A 20,865-nucleotide genomic window follows, 5' to 3' on the forward strand; every position below is an offset into this window, starting at 1 on the left:
CGAAATGAGCGAAATTAAGCATAACACGGTGCGTTCCGACACAGCGGCGCAGTTTCAACTGCACAAAACCGTCGTTTTGGTCGGAATGATGGGGGCTGGAAAGACTGCGGTGGGCCGGGCTCTGGCGGCTCGGCTAGGCGTTCCCTTTCTCGATAGCGATTCCGAGATCGAATCGGCCGCCAACATGACCATCCCCGAGATCTTTGCCCGCGATGGTGAGGCGTTCTTTCGCAGCAAGGAAAGTCAGATCATCGGGCGGCTTCTGGACGAGGAAAAAGGCATCCTGTCGACTGGGGGCGGCGCGTTTCTGGCAGAAGGCAATCGAAAAATGATCTCAGATCGCGGTGCATCTGTGTGGTTGCGGGCCGATCTGAACGTGTTGTGGAATCGCGTCAAACATAAAGACACGCGCCCATTGCTGCGTACGGCAGACCCGTATGCAACGTTGCGCGGTTTGTACGAGGCGCGCGTGCCGATCTATGAACAGGCCGATCTGGTGGCTGACTCAGATGGCGAAACCGCAATCGAAGATATGGTGGATCGGGTGATCGCTGCATTGGTGACGCGCCCTGATATTTTGGAACGAATTTAATGCATCAAACCGTACATGTTGATCTGGCCGAGCGTTCATATGATGTTGAGATCGGTCCCGGCCTTTTGGCGCAATCTGGGGAACGGATTGCTCCACTGATAAAGCGTAAGCGTGTCGCGGTTCTGACGGATGAGACTGTCGCGGGCCTGCATCTGGATGCACTGCGTGAAGGCCTGGCCTCAGCCGGGATCGGGATGAATGCTCTGGCACTGCCAGCGGGTGAGGCCACCAAAAGCTGGCCGCATTTTGAGCGCGCGGTAGAATGGTTGCTGGCGGAGAAGGTCGAACGGAACGACATCGTCGTTGCGCTAGGTGGGGGTGTGATCGGTGATCTGGTGGGATTTGCTGCAGCAGTGATGCGGCGAGGGGTACGCTTTGTTCAGATACCTACCTCGCTGCTAGCACAGGTCGACAGCTCGGTTGGGGGCAAGACCGGGATCAATGCGCCACAGGGCAAGAACCTGATTGGAGCGTTTCACCAGCCGTCACTGGTGTTGGCCGACACGGACGTGCTGGGCACGTTACAGGCGCGGGACTTTCTCGCCGGATACGGCGAGGTCGTCAAATATGGACTGTTGGGCGATGCCCAGTTCTTTGAGTGGCTTGAAGACAACGGGCCTCTGTTAGCATCCGGCGACATGGCGGCGCGCGTGCAGGCCGTCACACGCTCGGTTCAGATGAAGGCCGATATCGTGGCACGCGACGAGACCGAGCAGGGCGACCGGGCGCTGCTCAATCTGGGTCATACTTTCTGCCACGCGCTTGAGGCTGCAACCGATTATTCTGATCGATTGCTGCACGGTGAAGGTGTCGCCATCGGCTGTGCGCTGGCGTTTGAAACTTCTTCTCGGTTGGGGCTTTGCCCGCAAGAAGATCCAAGCCGTGTCAGGGCGCATTTGCGCGCCATGGGCATGAAGACTGATCTGGCCGATATTCCGGGTGAATTGCCGGATGCAGAAACGCTGGTCGATCTGATGGCGCAGGACAAAAAGGTCATGGATGGCCAGTTGCGTTTCATTATGGCACGAGGCATCGGACAGGCCTTCGTCACTTCAGAAGTGCCGCGCGAGACAGTGGTCTCGGTGCTTGATGATGCGCTGGCCGCCTGCTGAGATTCAGCGCCCCTGGATTACCATCAGCTCGCCGATGTTTTCGCGGGTGATATAGCCAACCATGTGTCCCGATTTGGTGCATACAGCAATTGCGGGTGCACCTTTATGCAGGCCATTCAGAACTTGGTCCAATCCGCTGGTGAGTGCGACTTGTGGTATGTCCTTATCCATAATCGACGCTGCAGGCTCGGATCGGGGATGGTCGCTTGCTAACGCTGCGAACAGTCGGTCACGGGTGACAAAACCCAAAAGGCTGCCATCCTCGGCCAAGACCGGAAACTCGTGCTGGGTCGTATGAATGACTGCTTGAGCCGCCGTCGCCAACGTATCATCGGGCGACAACGCCTTGAACTCGGTGATCATCGCATCCCGGGCCTTCACACGCCGCGCAACCGAACGTAGCGCAACGTCTTGGTTTTCGGAATTCGCGGCAATGAAGACAAAGACGGCGATCAGAACCAGTATCGGGTTGCCAGAGGTCAGCCCCAGAAAACCAAGCCCGACCGCTACGATCTGACCGCCAAGGGCGGCGATCCGCGTGGCCTTGGCACGTTCCATCTTCATACATAGCAAAGCGCGGAATACACGCCCGCCGTCCATCGGAAATGCCGGGATCATGTTGAAGGCCGCCAGCAGCAGATTCACATAGGCCAGACGGCTCAATAGGTTTGTGCCTGCCGAGTCGATCTGGGCCAGCGATCCAAGTTGTATCCCCGCGCCTAAAACCACGAGGATGGCCCAGATGACGACGTTTACGGCCGGGCCTGCTAAGGCGACCCAAACCTCCTGCATCGGTTTTTCTGGCATCCGCTCAAGACGTGCCAGTCCACCGATTGGCAGCAAAGTGATATCAGGGGTGCGAATCCCGTATCGCCTTGCCATGAGCGCGTGACCGAATTCATGCGCGACGACACAGGCAAACAAAGCCAGAACGAACAGGATGTTGTTGAGCGCAGCGGGCCAACCACCGCTGGAATACGCTGCAAAACCAACCCAGGCGAGCAGCAGGAAGAAGGTGACATGGACCCTCAGTTCCGAGCCGAGCAATCGGCCAAGTGAGAAGGACCATGCCATGTTGTTTCTCCGTTTGGTTTAGAACGGAATCTCGTCGTCATCGATGCCGCCGGATGCAGGGGCAGGGGCGCTGGACTGGCCGCCATAGGGATCACCATAGCCTCCTCCGGCCTGACCACCGCCATAGCCACCACCGCCGCCACCGCCTTCACCGCGGGCATCCAGCATAGTCAGCTCGCTGCGGTAAGGGCGCAGGACAACCTCAGTCGAATAGCGATCCTGCCCCGACTGATCCTGCCACTTGCGGGTCTCTAACTGGCCCTCGACATAGACTTTGCTGCCTTTACGCAAATACTGCTCGGCAACGCGAACCAGAGGTTCCGAAAAGATAGCGACTGTGTGCCATTGGGTTCGATCCCGACGCTCACCAGTGTTGCGGTCTTTCCATGTCTCTGACGTTGCGATGCGCAGGTTGCACACCTTACCACCGTTCTGGAACGACCGCACCTCGGGGTCGGCACCGAGATTGCCGATCAGAATGACCTTGTTGACTGAACCCGCCATATATTCCCTCGTTTTACTCTGACTGGATGGCGCCCGAATCTGGCGCTGTATTCTGGTGCTGACCCTATACGGGCTACGACTTGGTTGAAACATGATTGATCGTGCAACGCTGAGCAGGAAAACATTAGGACTGTCTTAACCAAGCTTTCATTTCCGGCTGATTTAACTATAATCTGATTGGTTGTTGAGGGTGCAGGATTGGCATTAATGCGTTTTCTGGTCGGCGGTATCTCGGTATTGGGTCTTTGTCTGACGTCGTTCGTGACGCAGGCAGAAACGCTGTCCACCAAGAATCGCAAGGCGATATTCCTCAAGCAATCCAAGGTTTTGGATAATCGGGCCGCTACGCAATATCGCGGCTCTGAACGGCTTAAACCCAAGACCGAGCGTGGGAAATTCGTCAAGCGTTACTCTGGTAACTATCGAGGCCAGTATCTGGATCATGCCAGAAAAGCAGCGCGGCAACATAACGTGCCGGAAGAACTTTTCCTGCGACTTGTTCAACAAGAAAGCGGGTGGAACCCGAATGCCAAATCCCACAAAGGGGCCTTGGGTCTTGCGCAACTGATGCCCCAGACCGCGCGGCTGCTTGGCGTCAATCCGCACGATCCGATCCAGAATCTGGAGGGTGGTGCGCGTTATCTTTCCTGGCAATACCGCAAGTTCAAGTCCTGGCGCCTTGCACTGGCAGCTTACAATGCAGGGCCCAAAGCAGTTGAAAAGCACGGCGGAATTCCACCCTACAAGGAAACCCAGAACTACGTAAAAGTGATCTGGGGGGGCTAGCTGCGCCGCAGCGTGTCTGTTTCTTGATCTACCGCCAAACGCTGTCCTAGTCTGATTGGATAACTTTTCGGACTGGTGCGAATTGCGATGATCCAAGATCGACCCAACATACCGCCCGAAACAATGGCGAACTGGCAGCGTTTGGTCGACCTTGTTTCGCAGCTGGCCGATGTGCCCGCCACTTTGATCATGAAGACCGAAGCGCCGGATCATGCGGTTCTGATCACATCGGATCATCCAGAAAACCCATACCCGGTCGGCATGAATTTTCGACTGAACCCCAAGCTCTATTGTCAGGGCGTTCTGGAACGCGACGGCGAATTTGTTGTCGAGGACGCAACCTGTGACCCGGCCTGGAGCGACAATGAGGACATGGAGCATGGCATGTCCTTCTATATCGGTTTTCCGCTGAAGTGGCCGGATGGTTCGGTATTCGGAACAATCTGCGTCTTGGACCGTCACCGCAATCGCCGAGCCTTGTTGTTTCGTGAAGGTTTGGCACAGTTTGCGCGCATGGTTGAATCGGATTTGGCTTTGATCCAAGAGGTTTACCTGCGCCGAGCGCTGGAAGTGAAGCTGAATGAAACTCTGGCGCAACTGGAGCACCGCGTCGCGGCGAGGACGCGTGAGCTGCAGGAAACAAACACGGCGCTACGGGTGCTGCTGACCAGTTTGGACGACGATCGGAAAGACCGGGATCAGGATATCGTAGATCAGGTTCGCACGTTGGTGTTGCCTTATCTGGACAAGTTGCGCGGGCTATTGACCGAAGGCGACGCCTCGCAAGTTTATCTGGATCTGGCCGAGCGTAATCTGCAAGAGATTACTTCAATGATTTCCGACAAACTATCGGATGCGTTTTCGGTCATGACGCCGACTGAGATCGAAATTGCTCAGCTGGTCATGTCGGGCAAAACCACGAAAGATATCGCCCGGGCGCTGTCGCGCGAAACTTCTACAATTGATTTTCATCGTAACAATATTCGTCGAAAACTTGGCCTCGAAGGCCGTGATCAGAACTTGCGAAGCCATCTTTTGTCGATTTCGTGATTTCTGAATATGGGGATTTCCCCCATATTCCCCCCCGATTTTTCTGATCTGAGCAACCTGTGCCACGCGCGCTAGGCTGGTCGCAAGGGTGCGGACCAAGCCGGGCCTTTTCAACTCGGGAGGATAAAAATGGATCGCAAAGATCTGAAACCCACAATTCTAAACGGAGAACGCGACACATTGGCAAGTGGTCTGTCGCGTCGATCGTTCTTTATGGCTGCCGGGGCCGCCGGCGTCGGTGCAGGGGCCTCACTGTTGGGTAGCAAACCGGCCGAGGCGCAATCGCAGGCCTGGCTGCAGCCTGGCAATAATAACCACGTAATCGATCTACAGGGCTCGACTGGTCAGGCAAGCACGGGCGCGGTTGGAATAGATTATTACGGTCACTGCGCGATTAAAATCACCTCTCCAAACGGAGCGACCGTGTTGTTTGATCCTTGGCGCGATGATCCCTCCGGCGCATGGGGCCTGTGGTTCCGCAACGAGTTCCCGCAGATCCCAGTTGATATCACTATGTCCACTCATGCTCATTTTGACCATGACGCTATCGAGCGGCCAAGTTCCACAATGGTTTTAGACAGGATGGCGGGCAATTTTGAATTTGCTGATCTTAAGATCACAGGTTTTGCTGACAAACATGCCTGCGTTGCGCCGGGTTGGTACGAATGGACCAACGCCTTGGCCGAGTTTGGCGCGGAAGCTTGTCCGCCCAACAACGTCGGACATATGGATATGGTGGTCTACCTTGTCGAAACCGGAGGCATTCGCACCTTGATCTGGGGCGACAACCGCCACAATCCGCCTCAGGAGTTCTGGGATGCTATAGGACAGGTAGACGTGCTGACTTTGCCCGTCGACGGATCGGAACACATCCTTAGCTTCGATCAGGGCAACGATATTGTCGCCAAGCTCAAGCCCAAGATCATCATCCCGACGCACTACCTCAATGAGGTTACGTCATACACGCTTACGACGCTGCAGGCCGCAGACGATTGGGTCAAAAGCCAGCAGAGTTACAAGATGCTCGACAGCGCCAGTCTCAAACTGGAAGCCGGAGATGTGGCGGGTATGAACCAGGAGTTCATGCACTTCGGCAACAACGTGATGACGGGCTGATTACGATCAGAAACTGCCACTCACCCACGACCTGCGTCGCCTGTCTCCCCACTAAACGTGACGCAAATTGAAAGGGCCGGTCTTTGACCGGCCCTTTTCTTTCGTTTGCGCGGATTTATTCGGCCGCAATTTTGATAACCGGCTCCATTTTGGCCAGAATGTCTTCGGCAAGGTGACATTTCACCTGATGACCATCCGCAAGTGTTTGCACCGGAGGCACATGGGATTCGCATCGCCCATCCGGCACTTCTGATTTCCAGCGACAGCGTGTTTGGAACGGGCAACCCGGCGGCGGGTTCATGGCCGAGGGGATATCGCCCTCAAGCACGATGTGCTGTTTTTCGATCGATGTGTCCGCGATTGGAACCGCACTTAGCAATGCCTCAGTGTAGGGATGATAGGGTGGGCTAAAGACCTGATCGGTGGTGCCCAGTTCAACCACATGCCCCAGATACATCACCATCACACGGTCACTGAGATAGCGCACGATTGAAAGGTCGTGACTGATGAACAGCAGCGTGGTTTTGTGCTCGCGCTGAATCTCCATCAACAGGTCCGTAACGGCAGCTTGTACAGATACGTCCAGTGCCGACACCGGTTCATCCGCAACCACGATCCGTGCATCACCGGCAAAGGCGCGGGCGATACCGACGCGCTGCTTCTGACCGCCTGATAGCTGGCGTGGCATCCTGTCCGCGAAGGCGCGGGGCAATTTCACGAGATCCAGCAGTTCCAGCATCCGCTTCTTGCGATCGGCCTCGGAGTCACCGACGCCAAAGATTTCCAGCGCCCGGATGATTTGACGGCCTACGGTCATCGACGGGTTCAGCGTGTCGAACGGGTTCTGAAACACCATCTGCACTTCGCCAACGGTCTTGGCGTCGCGTTCTTCGATGGGCACGTCCTCGATATTGCGATTGTCCAGCAGGATCTGCCCGTCGGTGGCTGTTTCCAGCCCCATCAAAACCTTCGCAAAAGTGGATTTGCCGCAACCGGATTCGCCGACAATGGCAAGCGTCTCGGATTCATGCGCTTCAAAGCTTAGCGTCTCATTGGCCTTGACCACTTTGGTCTCACCACCGCCGAACAATGCATTCGCAGCCACCTCATAGTATTTCTTGAGGTTATCCATTTTCAGAACAGTCCGGCCAATCTCGCCTTTCTCTTTCTGCTCACCAACGGTGATTGGCGCGTTCCAGTCGATTTCCTGGAATTTCAAGCATCGCGTATGATGTCGGTCGTTGCCCGGTACCGCCTCCATCAGGATATCCTTGGCGTCACAGCGGCCTTCTTCGAAATAGTCGCAGCGCGGACCAAAGTTACATCCCGGAGGCCGCTCATGGGGCAGGGGAAAGTTCCCAGGTATGGCCACCAGCGGGCGCGAGTTCTTGTCAGCGCCCGGCAGCGGGATCGAGCGGAACAGCGCCTGCGTATACGGGTGCTGCATCTCGTCGAATACATCCTTGATCGAGCCACGCTCGACGGCTTCACCTGAATACATCACGCACAGCCGGTCGCAGGTTTCCAGCACCAGACCCAGATTGTGCGAAATGAACAGCATCGAGGTGCCGTATTTCTTGCCCAGATCCTTGACCAACTCGACCACGGCGGCCTCGACCGTCACGTCCAGAGCGGTTGTTGGCTCATCCAAGATCAACAAGGCAGGTTTCGACATCAGCGCCATCGCAATCACGATCCGCTGCTGCTGACCGCCTGACAGCTGATGCGGGAACGAGTTCAGCATCCGCTCAGGGTCGGGCAGGCGTACATCGGTGACGACCTCCAGCGCACGCGCGTAGGCCTCTTCCGCGCCCACACCTTCGTGGATCATCGGCACTTCCATCAGCTGCTTGCCGATCTTCATCGCCGGATTCAGCGATGCCATCGGCTCTTGATAGATCATCGCGATTTCATTGCCACGTATGTCGCGCAGCTCTTCGGTGGTCATCTCGCCCAAATCGCGGCCTTTGAACTTGATCGAGCCGCCAACGATGCGCCCGTTCTTGCCCAGATCCTGCATGACACCCAGCGCCACGGTAGATTTCCCACAACCTGATTCACCCACCAGACCGACGGCTTCGCCGGGTTGCACACTGACCGAGAAATCCATCACGGCAGGGATCTCACGAAGGCGGGTAAAGAAGGAAATCGAAAGCTTGTCGATCTCCAGGATTGGCCCGTCATAATCCGCCAGTTTGTTCATCTTATTACTCCTCGCGAGAGTCCGGGGGTTCCCCTTCATCTGGCTAAAAATATCTCGGGGGTCCGGGGGCAGAGCCCCCGGCCTCGATCACAATCAGTCCTTCAGACTTTCTTCGCGCAGACCATCCGCCAGCAGGTTCAAGCCAAGAACCAGCGATAGCAATGCCAGCGCGGGCGGCAGTGCGGGATGTAGATAGATCGACAGAAGCTTGCGCCCCTCGTTGATCGTCGAGCCCCAGTCCGGGCTTTCCGGTGGCAGCCCCAGCCCAAAGAAACCCAAGGTTCCAAGCAGGATGGTCGTGTAGCCGATGCGCAGGCAGAAATCGACGATCAGCGGGCCACGCGCGTTGGGCAGGATTTCCCACAGCATGATGTACCATGGACCCTCGCCGCGCGTTTGGGCCGCAGCCACATAGTCGCGAGTTTTGATGTCCAGCGCCAGTCCGCGTACGATGCGGAACACGGTCGGAGAGTTCACGAAGACCACCGAGACGAACACCACCAGAATACCGCCTGGAATATCGAACAGATCAAGGTAGGTCGGCAGACCCCAGATGCGGTAGCTGTCGGTGTTGATGATGTAGCCACCGGTCGAAATCAGCGACAGGTAGAGCCAGAGCGCAACACCCAGAACGCCGATCAACAAAGGCGTTCGAAAACTGGGACGCGTATAGAAACGCGAATTCAGCAGAACGCCGAGGAAGATGATCGGGAACACGAATAGGATCGCCGCCATATAGTTCGGCACGCCGGTCGCTACGATCTCGGGCGTGACCAAAAGGTAGAACAGCAAGATAACGGGAAAAGCCAGGATCAGGTTCGCGAGGAATGACAGGAGCGTATCCAGACGCCCGCCATAGTAGCCTGCGGGTAAACCCAGAGTGATACCGACCATGAAGGCAAACATCGTCGCCAGCGGCGCGATCTGCACGACGATCCAGGCACCTTTAACCATACGGCTAAAGACGTCGCGCGCGAGGTTATCTCCACCCAGCAAATACCAAGCGTATTGACCGTCCTCCAGATTGGGAAGCGGGGTGCCCGGCACTTTGTTCTTCATACCCGAGACCTGCGACAGGGGATCGTGGGTTACGATCAGATCGAGTGCGCCAAATATGCCGGTGAACACCCAGAACATCACAAGGCCAAAGCCGATCATACCAATGGGGCTGTCGAACAGCTTGCCATATAGGCCCAGCTTGCGCTTGAACGCAATCGACATCGCATAAAGGATGATCAGCGACAGCCAGACGGGCAGAAACTGCTGAGAGATAGCGCCGATGATGCCAGCACTGGTCCCCATCAGGATGCCAAGGACAATGTACGCCACCGCGATTCCCACACTTGCCAAAAAGCTATAGCGCAGCGCCGATTGTATCAGGATTCTCAGGCCAGAGCTCGAACTGAGCGTCCCATCGGCATTCACAATCATCTGATCTTCGGGCAGCACGATACTTGCCAGCATCCAGACAACGATGGACAAAAGCATCAGTCCCAACGCAAGCATCAACAGCGGGTTCAGGAAGGCGATAGAGCCGGTCCAGGTAAGTGGTTCCATGATCTATCCCTCCTTACGAAATGCGGATGCGCGGGTTGAGGTAGACATAGCCGATATCCGAGATCAGCTGCGTCACCAGCACCACAAAGACCGACACGACCGAGATCGCCAGCAGCAGCTGGATGTCATTGTTGCCCGCTGCCTGTACAAGCGCCCAGCCAAAGCCCTTGTAGTTGAACAGGGTCTCGACGATCACGACACCATTCAGCAGCCATGGGAACTGCAGCATGATGACTGTAAAGGGCGCGATAAGCGCGTTGCGCAGCGCGTGTTTCATGACGATGTTCGGGAATGACACGCCTTTCAGACGCGCCGTCCTGATGTATTGCGCCGTCATCACCTCGGTCATTGAGGCGCGGGTCATCCGGGCGATATAGCCCATCCCGTAAAGCGCGATGGTCAACACTGGTAAGAAGAAATTCTCAAATGTCGGGTTCTCCATCGCCTGAGTGGCGGTGCCTTTGAACCATTTGAGTCCGACGGCGGAGGATGTGAAGATCGCTATGAAGATCACACCCGAGACGTATTCTGGGGTCGCCGTCGTCGTAATGGCAAAGGTTGAAAGCGTCCGGTCAGTGGCCGAACCTTCCTTCATCCCGGCCAGGATGCCCAGAATAAGTGCCGAAGGGACCATCAGCAGCATCACCCAGAACATCAGCCGTCCGGTCAGTGCCAGCCGGTTGCCAACAACGGTAGAGACCTCTTCCTTGAAGACAGTTGAATATCCCCAGTACCCCTGCAGGATACCGCAGAAATTCGGAGATTCCTCGGCTGTTTTGCCTGGCAGGATACATCTACCCTGAACGGTTCCGTCCTCATTCGTGTGTCGGAACGAGGGCAGGACACCGAGCCATTCACCGTATTTGATCGGCGTGGACTGGAGGTAGCCGTTTTTCTCCAGATAGCTCTCGACCTGTTCATCAGACATCCTGAAATTGCCCTGCGTCTTCGCAAGCTTTTCCAGGTTCGGGTAGAGATTGGTAAGGAAGAAGACCAGGAATGTCAGGCACAATGCTGTCAGCAGCATAATCCCCACACGCCTTAGAATAAAAAGTCCCATGTTAGCCCCTGTTGATCGGCTGGCGTGACAGGCATTTCGCCCCACGCGTTGCTATTATTCTGGTCGCCGTATTGAGGACGAAGGGCCGCGCCAGTTCGGCGCGGCCCTTGTAGGTTTCGGCTTAGGAAGTCAGGCCGAACTTATAAAGCTGCGGCAGGTCCGCAATGTGCTTTTCGACACCGACCATATTGTCGCGGTGGTGACGCATCGCGGTCCGCCAATAGGGCTGGATGACCACGCCTTCGTCGATCATGATCGCCTGCAGTTTCGCCATCACCTCGCGGCGCATATCGACATCCGCGATCGAGTTCGCCTCGGCCAGCAGCTTGTCGAACTCTTCGTTGGCAAAACCAGATTCGTTCCAAGCGACACCCGACTTATACGCCAGTGCCAGAACCTGCGTGCCCAGCGGGCGGTGGTTCCAGTTGGTCGAGGAATACGGGTACTTGGTCCAGTCGTTCCAGAATGTCGAACCGGGCAGAACCGTGTGCTTTGCCTTGATGCCCGCATCGTTCAACTGAGCCACTACCGCAGCCGTGGTATTGCGACGCCAGTCATCGTCGATCGACTGCACTTCGTGTTCGAAATCGCCCATACCCGCTTCGTCCATCAGCGCCTTTGCGCCTGCCGGATCGTAAGGGATACGCGTCACAGCCGAGTCGTACTCGGGGTGCATCGGGCCTACATGACAGTTGTCGGCAGTGATGCCGTAGCCGGACATGCCAAGTTCAAGGCAGACGGCGTTGTCGACTGCCATGGCAAGGGCCTGACGGACCCTCTTGTCGCCATAGATTTTGTTGCCGTCGGCGTCTTCAGCCAGCTGGTTGGGGCGAATGACAATGGTAAAGCCCGATGGGATTTCCGAGCGGACAAGGCCAATACTGTCAAAGATGTCGACAAACTCGCCAACCGATTCCCAGTTCATATCGATCTCTTCGGCCTCATAGGCGGCCAGGAAAGCAGCAGGGTCAGTGCCATAATCGATGAATTCGATCCGGTCGATATAGCCGCCTTTACCAGCTTCGTAGCCCCACCAGTCAAAGCCTTCGTTGCGGACCAGTACGCCCTTCACGCCGACCTCATGGCTTTCGGGCATCATGAAACCCGTACCAACTGGGTTGGACAGCATATCATTTGCATCAAAGCTGCTGTGTACGATTGCACCCGGATAATCTGCCATGCCGGGGATGATCGTGATATCCGGCGCGTTGCACTTCAGCTTGACTGTATGCGAGTCGACAACGGTGATGGCGCCATCTGCGGCTTTCTGAGTGCTCTCATCCATCAGTGAGGCCATGCGCGAGGCCATCGAGTTCCCTTCCAGAGACCCGTCGCACCAACCTTCGATATTGCGAGCTACGTCTTCGGCAGTGAAATCGTCACCATTGTTCCACTTCACACCTTTGCGGACGTTCAGCGTGTATTCAGTGGCGTCATCATTGGCTTCCCAGCTTTCCAGCAGCATGGGTTTGAACGAGCCGTCATTATTGTATTCGACAAGATATTCCAGCCAGCCAGCCGTGAAGGTTGCGATCTGCGTCCAGTCATATGTGCGCGGGTCTTTCAGTGCGCGCACTTCCATTTGATAGCGGATGGTGCCGCCACGCTGAGGTTCGGCAGCGGCTGCCGGTGACTGCAGGCCAATCATGCCATATGCCGTCGGTACAGCAACGCCCAGCGCGGTTACACGGGCCAGAAATTCACGACGGCTCAGATTGCCCTCACGATATTCCTTGGCGTGCATCTCTGCCGCCCAATGCATCGGCTTTCCGTTGATTGTCTGGTTTTCCATAGATGTCTCCCTGTGACACATAATTTTTTTAGATTTCGTGTTTCTGATTGATAGAGCCGGGCACTACAGGGACCGTTTGGTCTCGGTTGGTAGGGCCACGGGCTTGGATTTACGATTTATCAACATCCCCATAGCCGCATTCGGCACCAGTTTTTTCCCTGCGTCAATGTTGGAAATCGTCATAGATGGTACAAAAACGACATCCGAGCAGAAAGTGAGGTTCGGAAAGTTTCAATGTGAAAGGAAACGAGACACGTTGTGACGGATAGATGGATATATATCTATCTCTCACCATGGTGCTGATTAAGACGTTGTTATATTAGCCTTTATCGTCTCCGGCGACTGCAGCCTTCAACACGCAGCGTCAAGGTGATGCCAGAGCTTCATGCGCGCACGGAACCATGTGCGTTGGCGCTTGGCAAACTGCCGTGTCGCGATCGTCGCTTTTTCGCGCGCCTCATCCAGTGTCATGCGGCCGTCCAGGTAGCCCATTAGCTCCGGAACGCCGATCGCTTTACAGGAGGGAAAAGAGGGGTCATAGTGATCGCGCATGGCCTCCACTTCCACTATAGCTCCTTGGTCCAACATCAGGTCGAACCGTCGGTTTATGCGATCCAGCAGCCAGTCTTTTCTGGCGTCGAAAACAATCGGCACCGTGTTTTGAATATCCAGTATCGGGGCGGGGGTGTCAGCCTGCCAATCCGATAGGGATCGCCCGGTTGCGCTCTGAACCTCCCAGGCGCGCTGAACACGCGCGCGGTTTTGGGTGTCGATCCTCTGCAGGGTCAGACCGTCCAAACCCGCGATTAGTTCTTGCAACGGCAACTTATCCGCCTGTTCCCGGATTTCCGGCGGGGTTGCGGGGATATCGGCCATCCCCTCGGTCAGAGCTGTGAAATACAGACCGGTCCCTCCGACGATTATCGGACGAGGGCGTTGCGACAGCATCGGCGTGACCTCTCGCAGCCAATGACCAGTCGAATAGGTCTGGTCATAGGCAACATGCCCATACAAACGGTGCTGTGCGCGGGCCTCATCCTCGGGCGAGGGTCGGGCCGAGATAATACGCCAGCAGTCATAGATTTGACTGGCATCGGCGTTGACAATCACGCCTCCGAAACGCTCGGCGATCAACAGCGCCAGCGCCGATTTGCCCGAGGCAGTGGGCCCGGCGATCAATACAGGTTTGTCATCGGGAATCGACGGCAAATGCGCCAAAAGCCGGTTCTCAGAGTTGTCGGCCATGACTGGTTGCCCCGTTCCTGACTATCCGCATTGAACCTGCGGAGGTTTTGCTTCATTTTGCGCCGGAAAATAACCCCGTGCCAGCCCGGAGCGCAACATGAGCCTTTCCCCTTCCGTCGAGACCACCGAGACCCCAAAAACAACATATGACCGAGTCATGTTGAAGATTTCCGGCGAGGCGCTGATGGGAGATCAGGGATTCGGACTGCATCCGCCCACCGTTCAGCGCATCGCGCAAGAGGTCAAATCGGTTCATGATCTTGGTGTTGAGATTTGCATGGTCATCGGTGGTGGCAATATCTTCCGTGGTCTGTCTGGTTCGGCGCAGGGGATGGAGCGTACGACAGCCGACTACATGGGCATGCTGGCGACTGTCATGAACGCGCTGGCGATGCAATCCGCTCTGGAGGGGGTAGGGGTCTTTACACGTGTAATTTCGGCCATTCGGATGGATGAGGTGTGCGAGCCCTACATTCGCCGCCGTGCTGTTCGTCACCTTGAGAAAAAGCGGGTTTGCATCTTTGCCGCAGGAACCGGGAACCCCTATTTCACCACCGATACCGCTGCGACTCTGCGTGCTAACGAAATGGCGTGTCAGGCGATCTTCATGGGCAAGAACGGTGTGGATGGCGTTTATGACAAAGACCCCAAGGTGCACGCGGATGCAGTGCGCTATGATCAGGTTTCTTATGACGATGTTTTGGCCAAGCGGCTGCGCGTGATGGACGCATCGGCCATTGCATTGGCGCGCGACAACAATCTGCCACTGATCGTTTTCGGTCTGGATGAACCCGGCGGGTTCCGCGGCATCCTGGCGGGTGAGGGGACTTATACCAAAGTTCAGGGCTAATGCTGATTTGAGCAACACTGAGCCGGGCATCTCTGCCCGGCACTTTCCTACCTAAAAGAAACTAAGCCCCGCGTGGGCCAATGACTTCGTCAGTGCACGCATTGCGTGGCGGCAAAAAATACCATTAACGCAATCACTTGACCCAACCTTCTGCCTCTGGCTATCTGGCCGGGTCTGCTGGTGGTGATGGGGCCATCATGGGGGCTGCCGTCGATCCTTACCCGTTCCAAGGACCTGCGGCTGGGCTGGAAGACCTGCCTTGTTTTCGGGGATGTCCGGACTTTGCGCGGGCAACGACCCGGACTGTAGTGCATGATAAGGGAGAGAGATGCGATGGGCGCTCTTGATATTGAATTCGTTCGGGCACAGTTCCCGGCCTTTTCGGAACCCAGCCTTCAAGGACAGGCCTTTTTTGAGAATGCAGGTGGATCCTATACCTGCAAACCTGTGCTTGATCGGTTGAGCCGGTTCTACACCCAGCGAAAGGTTCAGCCCTACGCGCCCTATGAGGCGAGCCGTGCGGGTGGCGCGGAAATGGACGAAGCACGAGCGCGACTTGCCGCGATATTGGGGGTGGAAACAGATGAGCTGAGCTTTGGCCCTTCGACGACGCAGAACACCTATGTACTGGCTCAGGCATTCCGGCAGTGGATGCAGCCGGGCGAAGCGATTGTCGTGACCAATCAGGACCACGAAGCAAACTCGGGGCCCTGGCGGCGATTGGCCGATGAGGGGATCGAAATTCGGGAATGGAAGATTGATCCGGAGAGTGGGTCTTTGAACCCGCAAGATTTGGAGAATTTGCTGGACGAGAAAGTGCGGCTGGTGTGCTTTCCGCATTGCTCGAATGTCGTTGGGGAAATCAACCCGGTCACCGAAATCACCGCAATCGCACATGCTGCGGGTGCTTTTGCCTGTGTCGACGGGGTTTCTTACGCACCGCACGGGTTCCCCAATGTCGGTGATCTGGGCCCTGATATCTATCTGTTTTCCGCCTACAAAACCTATGGCCCGCATCAGGGTTGCATGGTTATTCGACGAGCTCTGGGTGAATTGCTGCCCAACCAAGCGCATTATTTCAACGGCGACACTCTTTTCAAGCGGTTCACACCAGCCGGGCCTGACCATGCTCAGATCGCGGCCAGCGCAGGCATGGCGGACTATGTGGACCTGCTTTGTGCCCATCATGGAGGACCGGAAACAGGAGCGTCGGCAAGGGGGTCCTTTGTGCATGATCTGATGCGGGAACACGAGGTCGCTCTATTGCAACCTCTGCTGGACGCGGTCAAAGACCGGAACGCTCTGCGCCTGATCGGATCGTCTGATGCCAGTCGGCGCGCACCGACGGTAGCGTTAAGTCTGAATAAGAAGGCCGAGCCTGTTGCTGCCGAGCTTTCGAAACACGGTATCATGGCAGGTGGCGGTGATTTCTATGCTCATCGCCCTCTGCAGGCGATGGGTGTCGATGCAGACCAAGGGGTCTTGCGTCTTAGCTTTACGCACTACACCAGTCGACAGGAAATTGATCAGCTTTTGGAGGCGCTTGACCGCGTTTTATGATCCAGTTTCTGCGGCGCTTCGTAGTTCGAAGAAAACATGGGGCGGACATGGATTTTGATCATTCTCCGATCATTTTGTGGTTCAGGCGCGATCTTCGGTTAGGAGATCATCCGGCGCTGAGCGCGGCGGTGCAATCAGGTCGACCCATCGTGCCCGTATTTGTTCTCGATCATCAGGTTCAGACTTTGGGTGCCGCGCCGAAATGGCGCCTTGGTCTGGGCCTTGACGCTTTTGCCGGCAGGCTTGAGCAGCTTGGCAGCAAGTTGATACTGCGCCAGGGTCAAGCACTGGATGTTCTTTGTGAACTGGTCAGAGAAACTGGGGCAGGCTCCGTATTCTGGACGCGGGCTTATGATCCGGAGGCGATCAACAGGGATACCCAGATCAAGGCTGCTTTGACCGAACAGGGTATCCAGGCACAGTCATTTGCTGGCCAACTTCTGTTTGAGCCTTGGACGATCGCCACCAAAACCGGCCAGCCGTTTCGGGTCTTCACTCCGATGTGGCGATCAGTGCAGGGGCGCGAAGTCTCTTGGCCCGAGCCCGCGCCCACGCGGCTTATGACGCCGAAAACCTGGCCTGCGTCCGATCAATTGTCTGATTGGCGACTGGATCGGGATATGCAGCGCGGGGCCGCAGTGGTCCGCCCGTTTGTCCACCCGGGCGAAAACGCGGCGCTGGACCAGCTGGACGCGTTTCTGGAACGTATTGATCAGTATCGCGAACAGCGGGATCAACTAGATCAATCTGGAACCTCTGATCTTTCAGAATACCTTGCACTGGGCGAGATCGGGCCGCGTACAATCTGGCATCGGGTGCAAATCGCCGACCAAACCGGGGCGCATGGTGGTGAAGGCTATCTGCGTCAGCTTGTGTGGCGTGAGTTCGCATATCACTTAATGTACCACTGGCCGCATCTTCTGAGTGCCAATTGGAAGCCTGAATGGGACGCATTCCCTTGGAATACTGATCCCGACACGCCCGAAGTGCGCGCGTGGCGTCAGGCAAGAACCGGAATTCCGCTTGTCGATGCCGGTCTAAGACAAATGTATGTCACCGGACGCATGCACAATCGGGCTCGGATGATTGTCGCGAGTTATCTGACAAAGCATCTGATGACGCATTGGAAAATCGGCGCAGACTGGTTCGGGGATTGCCTGATCGACTGGGACCCAGCTGCAAATGCGATGGGATGGCAATGGGTGGCCGGTTGCGGCCCTGATGCCGCACCGTATTTCCGTATCTTCAATCCCGACACACAGCGCGAGCGGTTTGATCCAAACTCAGGTTTTGTGCGTCGCTGGATTGCCGAGGGCCAATCCGAGCCGCCATCGACCGCGCTAGCCTATTTTGATGCCGTGCCGCGATCATGGGGGCTTTCTCCTGACCAGATGTATCCCGCACCGGTGGTGGGGCTGAAGGAAGGCCGCGCCCGTGCGTTGGGCACGTATAATGCCGGAAAAGACCAGTAAGGAACTGAAAACTTGCCAGAAACCGAATCCCGTCCTAGCTTTGACCCGCAACCGCAGAGGGGAGAGCGGATGTTCCTGACGAGCACCGAAGGGCAGGAAAACCTGCCGAGATATTTTACACAAGTCTTCAAGATGCTGAAGAGGATGGAGCGCGGCCGACTTGACATCGCGCTGCCCGACGGACGCATTTTCCGCGCGGATGCGCCACAACCAGGCCCCGTGGCACATGTGGACATCCACGACCCGGACGTCTTTTCCCGGCTGGTGCGCGAGGGAGAGCTGGGCTTCTCGGACGGCTACCTTGAAGGCGATTGGAGCACACCGGACCTACGCAGTTTCATGGACCTCGTGCATCTGGGAACTGAGACGGTCTACGATGATTTTACCGGACAGTTTCTTGTGCGAGCCTATGAAAGACTGCGGTTCTGGTTGCATCGTAACAACCGGTCACAGGCGAAAAAGAACATCTCGTATCACTATGATCTCGGCAATGACTTCTATGGCCTGTGGCTGGATGACACGATGACCTATTCCAGTGCCATATTTGAAACGGGTCAGGAAAGCCTCGAAAAGGCGCAAACTGCGAAATACGCCAGCCTGGTGGATGAAATGGGGGCCAAACCGGGGGATCATATCCTTGAGATCGGGTGCGGCTGGGGTGGGTTCGCCGAATATGCCGCGAAAGAGCGTGGGCTGCGCGTCACCGGGCTGACCATTAGCCAAGAGCAGTTGAAGTTTGCTAGAGAGCGAATTGAAAAAGCAGGGCTTTCTGATCTGGTGGAGTTCAAGCTACAGGACTACCGCGATGAGCAGGGTCAATATGATGGAATTGCCTCGATCGAGATGTTCGAGGCGGTCGGTCAGAAATATTGGCCCGCATATTTCAACACGGTCCGTGATCGGTTGAAGCCGGGTGCCCATGCCACTTTGCAGATCATCACGGTCGCGGATCATCGTTGGGATATTTACAAGAACGGCGTTGATTTCATTCAGAAATACATCTTTCCCGGCGGGATGTTGCCAGCACCGTCTATCCTTAGAGATCAGATCGATCAGGCGGGGTTGACCGTTGTACGCTCAAAAGAGTTTGGCAAAAGCTACGATCTGACCCTGCGGCGCTGGTACGAGACCTTCAATGCCAAGTGGGATCAGATATCGGAGATGGGGTTTGATGAGCGTTTTCGCCGCATGTGGAATTATTATTTGACCGCATGTGGCGCAGCCTTTGACACCGGTAATTGTGATGTGACACAGATCACGATAGCCAAACCCAGTTGAAGAACGGAAAAATCGAATGCCTACAGCCTCACGTCTCGTCGCCGCGTTGTGTCTGCTGGTGATCGCGTTCCTTGTGTCGGGCATGATCATCGACAACGGGGAAGAGGGTAAGGACTATGGTTATTTCACTTACGTGAACATAATCCTGGGTTGGATCTGTGGCTGGGTTGTCATGGGTAAACGTGCTGGTCGTGGCTGGACCGCGGCCGTCAACAACGGTTTGACCGGTGTTGCGGCGCTGGTGTTCTGGGGGCTGTTCGTACAGGGCACCTACGAGATGTTCAGTCAGGCGATGCGCCATCGGTTTGGTGGTCCGTTTGAGGCTCTGCTTGCTATCTTTCAGATCGGGATTGGCTATGGTGAACAGCTTCTGGCACCGGAAATCCTGCTTACGCTGGGTTTTGGTGCTGTTCTCAGCGGGATACTTACCGAAATTGCTTTTCGCCGCTGGCGTTAAATCTAATCTGCCAATTCGGGGCCTCTGCTTTGTCCAATCTGTTTTTCTATGGCACTTTGCGCCATGTCTCTTTGCTGGAACTCGTCATGGGTCGCAGCGCAGGCGATTTATCGGCGATGCAGGCTGTTTTGCCCGATCACGCCGTATATGCGGTTCAAGATCAACCCTTTCCAATGATTGTCACCGAAAAGGGCAGTAAGGCCAGTGGCGTTCTGGTGCAGGGCCTAGGTGACGTCGAGCGTAGTCGATTGGCCTTCTATGAAGGCGGGTTCGAATATGAACTGCGCCCGGAGACAATCGTGACTGAGGATGGAAAAGAACATCAGGCCTTGGTGTTCTTTCCGGATACTGACATTTGGAAAAAAGGCGCACCGTGGGATCTTGAAACCTGGATCAGGGATTGGGGTGCGCTTTCGGTGTTCGCGGCAGACGAGGTGATGGCCCATTTTGGAAGAGTCGATGCCTCGGACATCGTGCGCAGCTTTCCAGCTATGAGAACACGCGCCTGGGCCAGATTAGCGGCAAGACAACGTGGAACGGGGGATGAGCGGAGCGTTGCGGATGACGTGATCGTTCATGACCGCAAGCACGCTTATGTCAACTATTTTGGGATGGATGAAATTGAACTGCAGCATCGTCAGTATGACGGCGCCCTGAGCCCGGTGCTGCATCGCAGCGGGTTGATGCAAGGGTCTGCAGTGATCGTCCTGCCTTATGATCCGGTGCGCGACACGGTGTTGCTGGTAGAGCAATTTCGCGCGCCCGTGTTCTTGATCGACGACCCCGAGCCGTGGATGTGGGAGCCTGTGGCTGGCATGATCGACCCGGGCGAAACACCTCAGCAGGCGGCCACCCGCGAGGCCATGGAAGAAGCGCAGATTTCACTATACCAACTGGAATATGCAGGTGGTGCCTATTCATCCAGCGGATCGTCAACAGAATATGTTTATCTCTATGTCGGTCTTGGGGATCTGACTAGTACGGTTGAAAGCGGTGGCCTCGCTTCGGAAGGTGAGGATATCCGCAGCAGAATTCTGCCGTTTGATGAATTCATGAGCATGGTAGATGCTCATGTTTTCAAGGATCTGCCGCTTCTAACTCTTGCTTATTGGTTGGCGCGGAACCGCGATCGACTGCGCGCTAAGTGATCCCTGCTT

The 20,865-nt window shown here is 56.0% G+C and carries 19 protein-coding genes; 12 read left to right on the plus strand and 7 right to left on the minus strand.

Annotation, left to right across the window (positions count from 1 at the left end; genetic code table 11):
* Positions 1-4 precede the first annotated feature (4 nt).
* Entirely contained in the window at positions 5-592 is a 588-nt protein-coding gene (locus ACR0CZ_RS09740) for a shikimate kinase (protein WP_170393308.1), read from the plus strand.
* Positions 592-1,704 carry a 3-dehydroquinate synthase gene (gene aroB / locus ACR0CZ_RS09745; protein WP_170817674.1) on the plus strand — a complete coding sequence of 371 codons (1,113 nt, stop codon included), beginning with the start codon at positions 592-594 and terminating at the stop codon, positions 1,702-1,704. The genes ACR0CZ_RS09740 and aroB overlap by 1 nt, the downstream gene beginning before the upstream one ends.
* A gap of 3 nt (positions 1,705-1,707) precedes the next feature.
* On the opposite strand, the gene ACR0CZ_RS09750 is transcribed toward aroB, so the two are convergent.
* The gene (locus ACR0CZ_RS09750) at positions 1,708-2,778 is read right to left on the minus strand and encodes a site-2 protease family protein (protein WP_170393306.1); all 1,071 of its coding nucleotides are present in this window, start codon (positions 2,776-2,778) and stop codon (positions 1,708-1,710) included.
* 18 nt (positions 2,779-2,796) lie between these two features.
* Entirely contained in the window at positions 2,797-3,282 is a 486-nt protein-coding gene (gene ssb / locus ACR0CZ_RS09755; protein WP_170393305.1) for a single-stranded DNA-binding protein, read from the minus strand.
* Between the two features lie 207 nt (positions 3,283-3,489).
* Between ssb and ACR0CZ_RS09760 the strand changes: the two genes are divergently transcribed.
* From ACR0CZ_RS09760 to ACR0CZ_RS09770, 3 genes are all read left to right on the plus strand, one after another.
* A complete protein-coding gene (locus tag ACR0CZ_RS09760; protein WP_170393304.1) occupies positions 3,490-4,068 on the plus strand; it encodes a lytic transglycosylase domain-containing protein in 579 nt (192 codons plus the stop codon).
* An 87-nt stretch (positions 4,069-4,155) separates the two neighbouring features.
* Positions 4,156-5,118, plus strand: a complete 963-nt coding sequence (locus tag ACR0CZ_RS09765) for a LuxR C-terminal-related transcriptional regulator (RefSeq protein ID WP_170393303.1) — start codon at positions 4,156-4,158, stop codon at positions 5,116-5,118.
* A 129-nt stretch (positions 5,119-5,247) separates the two neighbouring features.
* The gene (locus ACR0CZ_RS09770; RefSeq protein WP_170393302.1) at positions 5,248-6,234 is read left to right on the plus strand and encodes an MBL fold metallo-hydrolase; all 987 of its coding nucleotides are present in this window, start codon (positions 5,248-5,250) and stop codon (positions 6,232-6,234) included.
* A gap of 115 nt (positions 6,235-6,349) precedes the next feature.
* Here the strand turns inward: ACR0CZ_RS09770 and ACR0CZ_RS09775 are convergent, their stop codons facing one another.
* The 5 genes from ACR0CZ_RS09775 to miaA all read right to left on the minus strand — a co-directional run bounded on the left by ACR0CZ_RS09775 (position 6,350) and on the right by miaA (position 14,091).
* A complete protein-coding gene (locus ACR0CZ_RS09775; RefSeq protein ID WP_170393301.1) occupies positions 6,350-8,437 on the minus strand; it encodes a dipeptide ABC transporter ATP-binding protein in 2,088 nt (695 codons plus the stop codon).
* Between the two features lie 93 nt (positions 8,438-8,530).
* On the minus strand, positions 8,531-9,994 hold the full coding sequence (locus tag ACR0CZ_RS09780) for an ABC transporter permease subunit (protein WP_170393300.1): 1,464 nt from the start codon (positions 9,992-9,994) through the stop codon (positions 8,531-8,533).
* A gap of 13 nt (positions 9,995-10,007) precedes the next feature.
* Positions 10,008-11,054, minus strand: coding sequence for an ABC transporter permease (locus ACR0CZ_RS09785; RefSeq protein WP_170393299.1), 1,047 nt, complete (start codon positions 11,052-11,054; stop codon positions 10,008-10,010).
* 121 nt (positions 11,055-11,175) lie between these two features.
* Positions 11,176-12,846, minus strand: coding sequence for an ABC transporter substrate-binding protein (locus tag ACR0CZ_RS09790; RefSeq protein ID WP_170393298.1), 1,671 nt, complete (start codon positions 12,844-12,846; stop codon positions 11,176-11,178).
* A gap of 351 nt (positions 12,847-13,197) precedes the next feature.
* Complete coding sequence (gene miaA, locus ACR0CZ_RS09795) at positions 13,198-14,091, minus strand: tRNA (adenosine(37)-N6)-dimethylallyltransferase MiaA (protein WP_170393297.1); 894 nt, start codon at positions 14,089-14,091, stop codon at positions 13,198-13,200.
* Positions 14,092-14,188: 97 nt separating this feature from the next.
* Between miaA and pyrH the strand changes: the two genes are divergently transcribed.
* The 7 genes from pyrH to ACR0CZ_RS09830 all read left to right on the plus strand — a co-directional run bounded on the left by pyrH (position 14,189) and on the right by ACR0CZ_RS09830 (position 20,856).
* Positions 14,189-14,941, plus strand: coding sequence for a UMP kinase (gene pyrH, locus ACR0CZ_RS09800; RefSeq protein ID WP_170393296.1), 753 nt, complete (start codon positions 14,189-14,191; stop codon positions 14,939-14,941).
* Between the two features lie 137 nt (positions 14,942-15,078).
* A complete protein-coding gene (locus ACR0CZ_RS09805) occupies positions 15,079-15,288 on the plus strand; it encodes a hypothetical protein (protein WP_170393295.1) in 210 nt (69 codons plus the stop codon).
* Positions 15,275-16,501: an aminotransferase class V-fold PLP-dependent enzyme gene (locus ACR0CZ_RS09810; RefSeq protein WP_170393294.1), complete on the plus strand. Its 1,227-nt coding sequence runs from the start codon at positions 15,275-15,277 to the stop codon at positions 16,499-16,501. Before ACR0CZ_RS09805 ends, ACR0CZ_RS09810 begins: the two co-directional genes overlap by 14 nt.
* 47 nt (positions 16,502-16,548) lie before the next feature.
* The gene (locus tag ACR0CZ_RS09815) at positions 16,549-17,973 is read left to right on the plus strand and encodes a cryptochrome/photolyase family protein (RefSeq protein WP_170465434.1); all 1,425 of its coding nucleotides are present in this window, start codon (positions 16,549-16,551) and stop codon (positions 17,971-17,973) included.
* Between the two features lie 69 nt (positions 17,974-18,042).
* Positions 18,043-19,251, plus strand: a complete 1,209-nt coding sequence (locus ACR0CZ_RS09820) for an SAM-dependent methyltransferase (RefSeq protein WP_170393292.1) — start codon at positions 18,043-18,045, stop codon at positions 19,249-19,251.
* A 16-nt stretch (positions 19,252-19,267) separates the two neighbouring features.
* Positions 19,268-19,708, plus strand: coding sequence for a TrgA family protein (locus tag ACR0CZ_RS09825; protein ID WP_170405320.1), 441 nt, complete (start codon positions 19,268-19,270; stop codon positions 19,706-19,708).
* Between the two features lie 29 nt (positions 19,709-19,737).
* Positions 19,738-20,856: an NUDIX domain-containing protein gene (locus ACR0CZ_RS09830; RefSeq protein ID WP_170465432.1), complete on the plus strand. Its 1,119-nt coding sequence runs from the start codon at positions 19,738-19,740 to the stop codon at positions 20,854-20,856.
* The last annotated feature ends 9 nt before the right edge of the window (positions 20,857-20,865 follow it).

The organism is Ruegeria sp. H9, assembly GCF_056532915.1.

What these genes read in the sequence shown, in the direction of transcription:
- ACR0CZ_RS09740 (WP_170393308.1), top strand. Translation starts at nt 5, where the DNA reads ATGAGCGAAATTAAGCATAACACGGTGCGTTCCGACACAGCGGCGCAG.
- aroB (WP_170817674.1), top strand. Translation starts at nt 592, where the DNA reads ATGCATCAAACCGTACATGTTGATCTGGCCGAGCGTTCATATGATGTT.
- ACR0CZ_RS09750 (WP_170393306.1), bottom strand. Translation starts at nt 2,778, where the DNA reads ATGGCATGGTCCTTCTCACTTGGCCGATTGCTCGGCTCGGAACTGAGG.
- ssb (WP_170393305.1), bottom strand. Translation starts at nt 3,282, where the DNA reads ATGGCGGGTTCAGTCAACAAGGTCATTCTGATCGGCAATCTCGGTGCC.
- ACR0CZ_RS09760 (WP_170393304.1), top strand. Translation starts at nt 3,490, where the DNA reads ATGCGTTTTCTGGTCGGCGGTATCTCGGTATTGGGTCTTTGTCTGACG.
- ACR0CZ_RS09765 (WP_170393303.1), top strand. Translation starts at nt 4,156, where the DNA reads ATGATCCAAGATCGACCCAACATACCGCCCGAAACAATGGCGAACTGG.
- ACR0CZ_RS09770 (WP_170393302.1), top strand. Translation starts at nt 5,248, where the DNA reads ATGGATCGCAAAGATCTGAAACCCACAATTCTAAACGGAGAACGCGAC.
- ACR0CZ_RS09775 (WP_170393301.1), bottom strand. Translation starts at nt 8,437, where the DNA reads ATGAACAAACTGGCGGATTATGACGGGCCAATCCTGGAGATCGACAAG.
- ACR0CZ_RS09780 (WP_170393300.1), bottom strand. Translation starts at nt 9,994, where the DNA reads ATGGAACCACTTACCTGGACCGGCTCTATCGCCTTCCTGAACCCGCTG.
- ACR0CZ_RS09785 (WP_170393299.1), bottom strand. Translation starts at nt 11,054, where the DNA reads ATGGGACTTTTTATTCTAAGGCGTGTGGGGATTATGCTGCTGACAGCA.
- ACR0CZ_RS09790 (WP_170393298.1), bottom strand. Translation starts at nt 12,846, where the DNA reads ATGGAAAACCAGACAATCAACGGAAAGCCGATGCATTGGGCGGCAGAG.
- miaA (WP_170393297.1), bottom strand. Translation starts at nt 14,091, where the DNA reads ATGGCCGACAACTCTGAGAACCGGCTTTTGGCGCATTTGCCGTCGATT.
- pyrH (WP_170393296.1), top strand. Translation starts at nt 14,189, where the DNA reads ATGAGCCTTTCCCCTTCCGTCGAGACCACCGAGACCCCAAAAACAACA.
- ACR0CZ_RS09810 (WP_170393294.1), top strand. Translation starts at nt 15,275, where the DNA reads ATGGGCGCTCTTGATATTGAATTCGTTCGGGCACAGTTCCCGGCCTTT.
- ACR0CZ_RS09815 (WP_170465434.1), top strand. Translation starts at nt 16,549, where the DNA reads ATGGATTTTGATCATTCTCCGATCATTTTGTGGTTCAGGCGCGATCTT.
- ACR0CZ_RS09820 (WP_170393292.1), top strand. Translation starts at nt 18,043, where the DNA reads ATGTTCCTGACGAGCACCGAAGGGCAGGAAAACCTGCCGAGATATTTT.
- ACR0CZ_RS09825 (WP_170405320.1), top strand. Translation starts at nt 19,268, where the DNA reads ATGCCTACAGCCTCACGTCTCGTCGCCGCGTTGTGTCTGCTGGTGATC.